The organism is Grimontia indica, from assembly GCF_000333895.2.
In the GTDB taxonomy this organism is placed as follows: domain Bacteria; phylum Pseudomonadota; class Gammaproteobacteria; order Enterobacterales; family Vibrionaceae; genus Enterovibrio; species Enterovibrio indicus.
Genome location: NZ_ANFM02000031.1, coordinates 78927 through 90349, shown reverse-complemented (window position 1 = coordinate 90349; position 11423 = coordinate 78927). Strand labels below are relative to the sequence as shown.

10 protein-coding genes are annotated in these 11423 nt (G+C 47.4%); 5 read left to right on the top strand and 5 right to left on the bottom strand.

All coding sequences use genetic code 11. From position 1 onward, the window contains the following. The first annotated feature begins 325 nt into the window (after positions 1 to 325). Positions 326 to 2206 (top strand): methyl-accepting chemotaxis protein, encoded by a 1881-nt coding sequence (locus tag D515_RS17150; protein WP_002540300.1) that lies wholly within the window; start codon positions 326 to 328, stop codon positions 2204 to 2206. Here D515_RS17150 and D515_RS17145 read toward each other — a convergent pair. Further along, entirely contained in the window at positions 2203 to 2766 is a 564-nt protein-coding gene (locus D515_RS17145) for a dioxygenase family protein (RefSeq protein ID WP_002540299.1), read from the bottom strand. The two genes, D515_RS17150 and D515_RS17145, sit on opposite strands and share 4 nt — an antisense overlap. 300 nt (positions 2767 to 3066) lie before the next feature. Between D515_RS17145 and D515_RS17140 the strand changes: the two genes are divergently transcribed. Beyond that, the gene (locus tag D515_RS17140; protein ID WP_002540298.1) at positions 3067 to 4029 is read left to right on the top strand and encodes a TerC/Alx family metal homeostasis membrane protein; all 963 of its coding nucleotides are present in this window, start codon (positions 3067 to 3069) and stop codon (positions 4027 to 4029) included. A gap of 45 nt (positions 4030 to 4074) precedes the next feature. Here D515_RS17140 and D515_RS17135 read toward each other — a convergent pair whose 3' ends face one another. From D515_RS17135 to D515_RS17120, 4 genes are all read right to left on the bottom strand, one after another. Then, positions 4075 to 4800, bottom strand: a complete 726-nt coding sequence (locus tag D515_RS17135; protein WP_002540297.1) for a hypothetical protein — start codon at positions 4798 to 4800, stop codon at positions 4075 to 4077. 5 nt (positions 4801 to 4805) lie between these two features. After that, positions 4806 to 5435 carry a nucleotidyl cyclase domain-containing protein gene (locus D515_RS17130; protein WP_002540296.1) on the bottom strand — a complete coding sequence of 210 codons (630 nt, stop codon included), beginning with the start codon at positions 5433 to 5435 and terminating at the stop codon, positions 4806 to 4808. Positions 5436 to 5503: 68 nt separating this feature from the next. After that, positions 5504 to 6304 (bottom strand): ParA family protein, encoded by an 801-nt coding sequence (locus D515_RS17125; RefSeq protein ID WP_002540295.1) that lies wholly within the window; start codon positions 6302 to 6304, stop codon positions 5504 to 5506. Between the two features lie 157 nt (positions 6305 to 6461). After that, positions 6462 to 6992, bottom strand: a complete 531-nt coding sequence (locus D515_RS17120) for a cytochrome b (protein ID WP_039850256.1) — start codon at positions 6990 to 6992, stop codon at positions 6462 to 6464. A 368-nt stretch (positions 6993 to 7360) separates the two neighbouring features. On the opposite strand from D515_RS17120, the gene D515_RS17115 reads away from it, so the two are divergent. The 3 genes from D515_RS17115 to D515_RS25745 all read left to right on the top strand — a co-directional run bounded on the left by D515_RS17115 (position 7361) and on the right by D515_RS25745 (position 11393). Then, a complete protein-coding gene (locus D515_RS17115; protein WP_002540293.1) occupies positions 7361 to 9061 on the top strand; it encodes a mechanosensitive ion channel domain-containing protein in 1701 nt (566 codons plus the stop codon). 296 nt (positions 9062 to 9357) lie between these two features. Beyond that, positions 9358 to 10587: a hypothetical protein gene (locus tag D515_RS17110; RefSeq protein WP_002540292.1), complete on the top strand. Its 1230-nt coding sequence runs from the start codon at positions 9358 to 9360 to the stop codon at positions 10585 to 10587. A gap of 2 nt (positions 10588 to 10589) precedes the next feature. Continuing rightward, the gene (locus tag D515_RS25745; protein ID WP_152442389.1) at positions 10590 to 11393 is read left to right on the top strand and encodes a hypothetical protein; all 804 of its coding nucleotides are present in this window, start codon (positions 10590 to 10592) and stop codon (positions 11391 to 11393) included. The last annotated feature ends 30 nt before the right edge of the window (positions 11394 to 11423 follow it).

Sequence of the window (11423 nt, the reverse complement as noted above, 5' to 3'; positions counted from 1 at the left end):
TGTCTGGCGGGGAATCACAGCCAAACAGCAGGAAGGATAGAGAAAGCACGCTGATTTTTATTGAGGGAATAGCCAACTGATTCTATGTCCATATAGTCTGATATTTAACCAGTTGTTGAACATACACAAAGGGTTGGTTGTTGTCACTTTTACCCGCCAATAGCGTGCTGGCCTTAAACAACTTTTTAAATCGCCTTATCCGAAAACCAAAGCCCAATTCATTTCTCATCAACTAATTGAGATTCCTTTTAGGTATGTTCTCCAGGCCTGTCCTAAGCTAATTGTTAACCATGATTAACACTTATCACAAAAAAGAGACAGCGCTATGCCACGTTCTATCAAGAGCAAGCTCTCCCTCGCAATTGCCTTCATCATTATTGTTGTTGCCGCCGTGCAGTTCACACGCCAAGATCAGCAGCTAATGACCTATACCCAAAACTCAGTTGCGCAATATATCGACTCAGTGAATATCGCTACAGCGAAGGGTATTCAGAACTGGATTCAACCCCGAATCAGTATTATTCAGAGTGCACAACGAAGTGACCTGAGTGCAAATGGCCGGCCTATTTATGCTTATCTCGACCAAGCCAGAGCATCCGGAAGTTTTCAGTCTGTTTATGTTGGCACATCTGGCGGAGAGATGATTCGCTACAACGCAAAACCATCGAAAGCAGGATATGACCCAAGACAGCGCCCTTGGTACATACAAGCCTCCAGTGCTGAAGGCCCCATTATCACCAAGCCATATAAAGACTCTGCAAGCGGGCAACCTGTCGTGACCATTGCTGAAAAGTACACGCGAAGCAACGGTGAACAAGGCGTTATCGCCGGTGATATCAACATTACGCAGTTGATTAATTACATTAAGAGCATCAGCAGCGAGAGCACTCAAGCAATTTTGTTTGATAACAACGCGACTATTCTTGCCAGTGTGGATGACGGCATGACGTTGCAGCCCGCGAGTGAGCTGACACAACAAATCAGCGCGGAAACCCTGCCAGTTATCGCCCAATCTTTCGAAGTCAGTGAGATGAGCATTGGCAATACCCCTTATCTGTTCAACATCCAAAAAGTTGAGGGTACGCCTTGGTATGTCGCGGTCGCGGTTGATAAAGCCTTCGCTTTCCAGACCGTGAATTCCGCTCGAACCGACTCTCTGATCTTCTCCGCATTGCAAGTGATCTTGGTTTCTGCGTTAGTGGTGTTCTTGGTGAACAAATTGCTCAAACCACTCTCTCCTATCATGCGCGCGATGAAGAAGCTTGCACAAGGTGACTTAACCGCCCATGTTCAAGTAACGACCAAAGATGAAATCAGTGTGATTGCACGCGGTATCAATGAGGTGTCCCAGAACCTTCGCGATATAGTCGGCGGCATCTCTCAGGCGACAATGAACATTTCCAGTGAAGTGGATCAGGTGAAAAGCCAGACCGAGAGCAATCATCACACCCTCACTCATCACAGTGAAGTGACTGAGCAGGTCGTTGGCCGCATCGAAAATATGAATTCCACCGTAGACTCTGTCGCAGAAAGCGCTTCAGAAGCATTGAGCTGTACGCAACGGACTAATCAGCAAACCTTTGACTCCAAACATCAGGTTAAAGAGTCGGTGAGCAGCGTGAATTCACTGCTTCAGGAGATCTCTGATATGGAAGCGGACATTCAGGCGATGAGCGCGAATTCTGAGAAGATAGCCTCTGTGTTGGGTGTGATTGGTGATATTGCGGAGCAAACCAATCTGCTTGCTTTGAATGCGGCGATTGAGGCAGCACGTGCTGGAGAGCAAGGCCGAGGGTTTGCGGTAGTTGCTGATGAGGTTCGCGCACTGGCGAGTCGAACACAAGAAAGCACCTCAGAAATTAATGAGATGCTTTCCAAGCTTAATGACGGCACGGAACGCGCTGTTCGCGCCATCGAGAACACCAAGAAGAGTTGTATGGTTGCTGTTGAAAAGGCGGATGTTGTTGATACCAATCTCGACGTCATGGCTGCCTCGGTAGACGAGATCAATACGCTTAACAGCACGATTACAGACATCACGAAGTCGCAAAGCCAGTCTTCAAGCGAAATCAGTCAAAGCATCGCTACAATCAGAGACATGGTAGAGAAGCTCAATCATAGCGGCGAAGCGACACTGTCGAACGTGCAGCAACTGGCAGCATCCAACCAGCAGCTGTCTGCCGCCATCGCCAAATTTAGTATCTAAACCACGAACGAAAATTGGGCGAAAGTGCCATTCTCTATAGGCTGTGGAGCAATCTGCAGCCTTTCTCTTTCTTTGCTAAACCAACCACCGCCAGTTTGTCCTTGCAAGTAAAGCTGCGTTGTCAGGAGTTCTTTGCTTCCATCCCATAGTTTGACGTGGATATGCGGCGGTCTGCCTGTGTAAGGAACGGGATATAAGGTTTCAAATTCGTAGTTACCGGTTGTATCCGTGATTGCAGCACCGTAACCGCCAAAAGCAGGATCGAACTTTTCAGTATCAGCCTGTCGCGGATGGTCATAGAGCCCCACACCATCGCATTGCCAGATCTCCACTTTTATACCAGCTAATGCTTTGCCGTTACTGTCTAAGACTTTGCCCTGCAAATTCATTACTTCGCCTACTAATGAATTCGCATCCAGAATCAGGGATTTTCTCACAGGGATTTCTTTCACAGGGTAGAAAGGTCCTTCCTGTTGGCTCGGTGTTTTTCTGTCAGAGGCCCACGCAGGAAAGGTAATGGCTGCAATTCCAATCCCTTGTATGAAAGTGCGTCTTTTCATTTTTCTTCCTTTTTATTTTTTGGTCACTGCAAACTGTTATGACTACTAAACAGGCAAAGAAAGTTCCCAAAAATTTTTGTTTTTTATTTCCCTGAAAAGCACTACTATTGCGGCGTTTTGGGGAGTAGTCACTTCGTCGCGCTGTCGTCATCCCGTAGCTTTTCGCTTCCGGCACGCGAGAACACTTATCGAAAGTGTTTTGACAAGACCAACGCACACACTGGCTTTAACTTTCGATTTTAGCTGTGCGGTTGGTCAGGCGATCCCCCTCTCCTGTGCCCTCCGCATGCTGGAGGTATCATGTTCCTAAGCGAACTCTTTTCAGGTTATGAAGGCCTGCTCATTCTGACACTCCTGATGTTAGGGATAGACTTATTGCTGACCCGCGGAAAGATCAGTTTCCGTAGTGCAGCAGTTTGGAGTGTTTTCTGGTTTGCACTGGCCTTTGCCTTTGCAGCTGCGATCTTTTTCTTCTGGCCACACATGGCGCCGAATAGTGCTCTGACAAACGGCGAAGCAGCAACATCCTTTGTCACCGGCTATTTGTTGGAAAAATCTCTCAGTGTCGACAACCTGTTTGTCTTCGCCCTGATTTTTGCTCAATTTAAGGTGCCGGAAAGAAACGTACCCCGCATTCTGATGTTGGGTATCGTCGGTGCGTTGGTGTTGCGTGGCATCATGATCTCGCTGGGTGCGCCGTTGATTGCCAAGTTCCATGTCATTCTGTACCTGTTCGGCTTCTTCCTGATCTGGACTGGCGTACAGATGTGGCGTCAACATGGAGAGGATAACGAGTCATTCTCTGACAGCTTTGCCGTGCGTTTGGTCAAACGCTTCCTGCGCGTGAGCCCGGATTACCAAGGCAATAAATTGTTTATCCGCGATTCGTTAGGCTTGCTGGCGACTCCAATGCTGGTGGTGGTGATGGTCATTGCGATGACTGACGTGATGTTCGCTCTGGATTCAATCCCTGCGATCTTCGCTGTAACCCAAGAACCGTACCTGGTATTGGCGGCCAACGTGTTCGCGCTGCTTGGCCTGCGTTCTCTGTATTTTGTACTGGGCGGCATGCTGAACAAGTTCGCGTACCTACACCACACACTGGCATTTATGCTGTGCTTTATCGGTGTGAAGATGCTGTTGATCGACACGCCATTTGCGATCGCAACGCCTGTCTCTTTGGGCGTAATAGTGAGCTCATTGGCGATTGGGATTGGCGCATCAATCTGGAAACAACGTCAGCTAGAAAGACTGGCACACTAATAAAACGACGAAGGCACCTTGTGGTGCCTTCTTTCTATTTCGGTGTTACAGCTTGCCAAGGTAGTCTCCCAACAAACCGCAGCCTATGCCGAACATTGCGCTGGCAAAGGTTCCCAGCATCACATATTCCGTGAACATTCTGCTACCGTGATCTTTCAAATCCCCAAATCGGAAAACGGATTTGGCCGCCAAGACCAAGGCCACGCCAGGCAATTGTCCCCAAAGTACAAAGGTCACAATCAGCGCTCGTTCGAAATATCCAATAAACGTCCCCGCTTCTTTTAAAGGTCGATTGGTTGCTGCATCTTCATTCGCGGTTAATTCCTGCGTCCAGTTCTGCAAAATCAAAGCAATCGCTGAAGAAGAAGGTTTTAGCGCTAAAAGATAAGCGAGCCCCCAACAAAGTAGTGTTTGCCACTTCGCTTCAACAACAGTTTCCCATGCCGTGTGTCGCTGCTCCGGCGTAACGGCAAAAGCGGTAATCAACGCAATCAAAACGACATGTAGCGTGAGTTTCAACACTAGCCCGCGGAGCCTTTCCGCAGGTATCGACATGCTATGGCTGATCACCGCATATTGCGCTGCGAGTGCAAAAGCAGCGATGAAGGCGGTAAGAACGGGTATTCCCGCTATGGTGAACGCAACAAAGGCTAAGGCCGCCTGAACAGCGCCAACCAAAATCTTTCCCTGTCTCGTGGCCTCCAACAACGGGAGCACGTAAAACTCTGTGACAATATGGATAACCACCAGCACTAATATTAAGGTCAGCAAAGCACTCAATTCCTTTGATATCTTTCCAGCCTGTCAGCATACCAGCAGAGTGTTTCTTCAATGCGTCCATAATTGGCACGATTGATAATTCTTGTGAACGCGCTTCGGCTTACACCAAATTTTTCGGCGAGCTCAGCGTGCGGTTTCGACGGTTGATCGAACCAAAGCAGCAGTGCTTGTGCCATTTTGACTGTCAACTGGCTTAGATGATCATCGAGAAAAGAGAGGACGAGTTTTGCATCGCTCGTAAAAGGCTGATTGTCAGAAGAAAACGTCAGTCTGGCGTTTTTCATCGCATCCAGGTTTCTTCCCGACAAGGTGAAAGCTTCAGAGTTATTCGCCATTCGCACTGGCAACTCTCGCTCGCTGGCTGCGGCGACCGACAGTGATAATCTGGCATCTTGCCCCAAAGCAATCAGGGATAGTCTCAGCTTTACCGCCATTTCCACCAGCGAAGCAGGTTCAACGGTGTAGATTTGAAAAGCGTCTCCACGGTAGATCTCACCTTTCGCTGATTCCCTAAACGCAGAAAAGCACTGCTCTATCGCATCAATGCATTGGCGACGCAGTGCTTCTTCCATTTCTGTTGAACCGACCAAATCTCCGGTAATGACGCCGGCAGTACTGATGTTCATGCAACCTCCAAGTTACACAAATAGGTAACACCATTAAATGTTACGCCTTTATGTAACTTTGTCAAAGGTTACGCTGTTTTGTCACGCACTGGTTCTTCTACTGAGCTTTCTAATTGATCGTACAACGCCTGAAAACTCTCAGAGAGTTTATGTTTGGGCGCAAAATGAACAAGCGGCTTTTGGTGGTAATGCGACTCTTTCATTTTCACTGACTGCGGAATAAATGGCTCCAACAAAGGCAAACCCAACTCTCTCACGTTCTCAATGATTTGCCCTGGGAACTTCGCCTGCGCGTTGAACATGTTGACCACTACCCCTTCAAGCATCAGTTTGCGGTTGTGGTCATCACGAAGTTCAGCAAGGTTATCCATCAGGGTCAAAAGAGCCTGGTGAGAGAAGCTGTCGCAATCAAATGGGATCAGCAGCTTGTGTGCCGCAATCAGTCCCGCTTTGCTGTAGAAATTAAGATTAGGCGGCGTGTCGATGTAAATGCGCTCATATTCTTTCTCCAGCTCATCTAATGCATCACGTAGCTTGTATATCTTGTAGCGTCGCTCTAGCTCAGGCTCTAAGGTAGCCAGCCTCGGACTTGAAGGAATGATATCGAGGTTTTCGTAAGCCGTTGCTTGGGGGAAGTTTTTGATGGGAGTCGAAACAGAAAACCAAGAAACGGTTTGATCGAGAAGATCAGCGATCGTTCTGTCGTTCTTGGCGTTGATATCCACACCCAAATAATGGCTGCTGTTTCCTTGAATATCGAGGTCAATGAGCAGTGTTTTCTTGCCGCTTGCTGCACTCAGCGCCGCAAGGTTAACCGTTATACTGGATTTACCAACACCACCCTTTTGGTTGAAGATGATTCTTCGCATCGTTTTCCCTTCCAATGGTTTGAAAAAGCACGACTGCGAACTGTGCATACTCAATTGGTAGCTTAACAAGACCAGAAAAAGAAAAAGTGAAGATGTGTCTCGAATATCAGCAGAAACACTCCGCGCCAGCCATCCACATGACTAGCGCGGAGAAGAGTTAGGATTTACCCAACATACGTTTCAAAGTCTCATCCTTATCGATGATGTGGTGTTTGAGCGCACCAGCGATATGCAGCACCAGCGTGGCAATCACAATGTTCGCCAGCACTTCATGGGTAACATGACCAACCTGACCAAGCCATTCGATTTTGTCACCTGTTGGGATCAGAGGTATACCAAACACAGACAAACCAAAACCACCGCCCACTGACATGGCAATACCAGAAATTGGCATCAAGAGCGTCGCAAGTAGCAAGATATGATGAACCGCTTTGGCGGCTTTCTCTTGCCAACTTGGTGAGCCCGGGATGACTGGAATCGGGCCTTCTTTAAAGCGCCAAACAATACGTGCAGCAGCCAGCAGTAAAACGAGAAAACCAAAAGATTTATGCAGGCCAATCATCTCACCCTTATCTGGGCCTCTTGGTAAGTCTTCAACATACAAACCAAATGCCAGAACCGCGATGAACAATATCGCAACACCCCAGTGAAACATTCTGGTCGGCTTAGACAAAGACGACGTACTCATTTTACAACTCTCCATATCCTCATTGAATTTGGGTATATCTTGCGCTCTAGCTGAACACTAAACAATCAGCCCAGTGTAAAGTTAGGTAAAATTAGTACTGTATATTCAACGTATTTCATCTAAGCCTGAATCTTTAAATAAGTGCTCTATCTCTTCTCATACCCTTCGACTCAGATGCCGGATGGTCGAGTAATTCGTCATTAGATTTTTCTGTATTCAGACAAAGCGATGACAGAGAAAGCCTAGTTTTTTCATAAGGTTCTCGGATATTTGGGGAAATCTTCAAATGTGAGATCGACATACAGTGTTTGCATGAATGCTAAGTGCCATACTACCTAATCAATATTTATTATGCTGGAGAGACGTTCATGATCCCCCGTTGGCGTAACGCATTGAGTCTGCCTTTTTTACTCCTTCTTTTTTCGTTTTCATTTGTCAGTTTTGCTAACGCTGAGACCTCGACGCCCGCAGCGGCAACACCTAGCGCTGCCAGTCAATGGCAATCTCAGATAGACAATCTGAATAAAGAGCTCGGTGATCTCGTTGCCCTGCAATCTAAAGCCAGTGGCGAAGACAAACTGGCACTGCAACTTCAAATGTTTCAGAAGAACGAGGAGCTCCGTTCAATCATTGCCAGTGGTGTGAAAAACGACAGCTTCGACCGCGCATTTCTTATCAAACAAATCAAACAGCAGCAGAAGTACGCAAACCAAGGGGTGAAATATCTCGTAGAACGCTCATCCAAGCTTTCCGAGCAATTAAGCGAGGCCAAAAGCGAAGACAAATTCGCCATTCTGTCGGAATACGAAGAATCCCGTAAATACCTCGACAGCATGTACGAGGAGCAAGCGCAGAACATCGACTGGCTGAAAAAACTCAATGCCATCGACCCAACAGCAGAAGATGCCTTTAAAAAAGAAATTAGCCGCCGAACCGAGCAAGTTGCTGCGAACGTTGAATACCTTCGTCAACAATTAAGCGCAGATGACGCCCAATTGAAAGTCGCACCAGAATCTGAAAAAGCCGTCATTCAGCTCAGGCAGCTCATTACCCAGCGCCGCATGGCCATCACAACCAATAGCCTTTCGGTGATGATTGATCTTTCCGACAAAGTCGGTATTGAAACGGCAGAGTACAAGCGCCTTTACTTTGAAGCGACTGGCAGTGTGACGCAGGATTTGCTGAGCGGTGACGTGTTGCTTTCGATCGTGAAAACCTGGTCAAGCAAGTTCTGGAATTGGTTTGTTGAAAATGCGCCACAACATATCTTCCAGCTCATCGTCTTTTTGATCATTCTGCTGATTGCCCGACAAATCGCCAACCTAACGCGTAAAGTCGTGAAGAAAGCGGTGGCCGCGAAGAACCTCAAGTTCTCGGTGTTGATGCAGGACTTTTTCATCTCTATGTCCGGTAAAGCGGTTTGGTTTATCGGTATTCTGATCGCCCTCTCCCAGATTGGTCTGAACCTTACGCCTATTCTCACGGGTTTCGGTATTGCTGGTGTTATCGTCGGTTTCGCTCTGCAAGATACCCTCTCTAACTTTGCAGCAGGCATGATGCTTTTGATTTACCGCCCGTTTGATGTGGGTGATTTTGTTCAGGCAGGCGGCGTAGAAGGTAAAGTGAGTCATATGAGCTTAGTGAACACCACCATCAAAACCTTCGATAACCAGATCATCATCGTGCCGAACAGCAAGATTTGGGGTGATGTGATTAAAAACGTTACCCATGAACGGGTTCGACGTGTCGATATGGTTTTCGGTGTTAGTTACAGTGATGACGTTGAATATGTTGAGAAGGTACTGACTGACATCATCAGCAGCCACCCAGCCATCCTGCGTGCACCTGAACCGATGATCAAATTACATGTTCTGAACAGTTCGTCTGTTGATTTTATCGTTCGCCCTTGGGTGAAAACTGACGACTACTGGGATGTTTACTGGGATGTGACAAGAGAAGTGAAAATACGTTTCGACAAAGAAGGCATTTCTATCCCATTCCCACAACAAGATGTGCACCTTCATATGGCATCAGGACAGCTTCCTCCTTCCCCTGACAAGCCAGCTTGATCCAGAAACCCTGATGACAATTAGTGAGCCCTCATATCGGGGGCTTTTTCATTTTCTGAGGGTATATCCCTCACTACACAACATGACTCCTTTTGGCAAGGCCCCAAGTTGTTGGCTAGGGTTATTTTGTCATATGCACAATTATTAATAAGTCAGTAATAAACAGTATCGCGTGTGGCTAGTTAACTGATCTTGTTGAAATTAAATGCTTCCAGTCCCGTTTTCGAGAAGAAAGCATTTCTTTACTTTCGGTTAAGCTAATACACCTTGCTCTCATATATAAAAAGGGATTTTCAATGCTTAATAACAAAATCAAAACTTTTGCTTTGGTCGGGGGATTGGCACTTAGTCTCTCTCAACCTGCACTGGCAAAAGATAAGATCATTCAATCAGCGGGTGCATTGGCTTTCGATACCAACAATGTTCTGTTTGTTGGTGATAGCAAAGCCGGCGTTGTACATGCTTTTGACCTGCCAGAAAAGTCATTTGGCGATCAAAGCAGCTACCAATGGGGCCGCGCTCAAACCTTTGAAGGCAGAACCGTTATTGAAAACATTGATCAAAAGATCGCTGATCTTCTCGGTGCATCTGCTGAGGACATCAGCATCAATGATATGGCTGTTCACAAGCCTACAGGCGAAATCTACCTTTCTGTTCACCAAGGCCATGGCCCAAAACCAAAGGCTTCCGTTTTAAAAGTCTCTAACGGTGAATTGAAGAAAGTGAATTTGAAATCCGCCAAACACACCTCTATCAGTGTCGGCCCAGTTCCTACCGACGAAACGTTAGAGTTTGGTCAGCCACTGAATGCACTGGCGATCACAGACATTGATTTCTACAACGGTGAAATCTTTGTGGCTGGTGTTTCCAATGAAGTGTTTTCTTCGAAACTACGTCGCATCCCTTTCCCATTCAAGGGTGAAGTCAACACGACTTCAATTGAAATCTGGCACGCAGTTCATGCTCAGTATGAGACCCGCGCACCGATTATCACGCAAACCATCCGTGAGCTGGATGGCAAGCCAACTCTGATCGCTATTTACGCCTGTACGCCTATCGTTAGGATCCCTCTCGACGAGTTGAAAGACGGCGCGCAAGTACGTGGAACCATGATTGGTGAAATGGGCTATGGCAACACCCCTATCGATATCGTCTCTTTCACTAGCGGTATGGACCAAAATGACTACGTTGTTGTAACGAACACCAACCGCAGTGCAGCCCAAATCCCGTTGAATGCTATTGCGACAGCAGAAGCGATGCCAGCAGGTGAAGGTGTGAATCCTGTTTTCCAGGTTGCTGGTGTTTATCAGTTCCCACTGCCAATGAGTGGAACACTGCATCTTGATTTGATCAACGATCAGTGGGCTGCGACTATCCGTCGTCACCCTGAAGACGTTGGCCGTATTGATTTGCATACTCTGCCATTGCCGTTCTTCTTTGACCGCGCTGACCACGTCGTTGAAATGAACTGGGCTGATGGTCCCGATCCATTCGGTTACAAATCACAGCCACCTGTTAAATACTAACGATGATGTTTTTAAGTCTGGCAGCACGACAAATAGTTTTTGTCGTGCTCCTTTTCTCTTCGGCAGTGAGCACTGCTCAAGCAGCTTTGCTTAGCTACACCCCCTCTCAATCTGCTATTCCTGCCAACACCCTTCGCTTCTACCTTCATTTTTCGGAGCCAATGGCTCGGGGACAAGTCCAAAGTCATATTCGGCTTGAACGCGAAGACGGCAGTAAAGTGGTCAACCCGTTTCTCAACCTCTACACCGAGCTTTGGGATAGCGAGCAACGCAGAGTCACGCTTCTGTTTGACCCAGGCCGGGTTAAACAGTCCGTAGGACCAAACGTCCATGCCGGTGCTCCATTGGTAGAAGGTAACCAATATCGACTTGTTGTCTCTGGGTCTATGAAAAACGCGGTAGGAAAAACAATCGGAGAAGACCAGATCATTGAGTTTAATGTCATCGCCCCTGAGCGACACGCCATCGTACCCGCCGATTGGGAATTGACCACACCACCAGCAAACGGGTTACAACCACTTGTGGTGACATTCGACAGAATCATCGACAGATACGCAGCACAGCGACTCATTCGATTGAAAGGTCCTGATGGAGAAACCCTTCGAGGAAAGCTAGTCAGCGAAGATCGCACTTGGACACTGACCCCGGAAACGGCGTGGCATCGCGGGAACTATAAACTTATCGTCAGTCCCGAATTGGAAGATATTTCCGGCAATACCATTCGCTCTCCGTTTGATGCCAAATCAGGGACAATGGGCAAAGCCACTAATATCATCGAGCGTGAATTCGTCATCGGTACGCCATGATCAGAAAAGGAGGCGAAACGCCTCCTTATG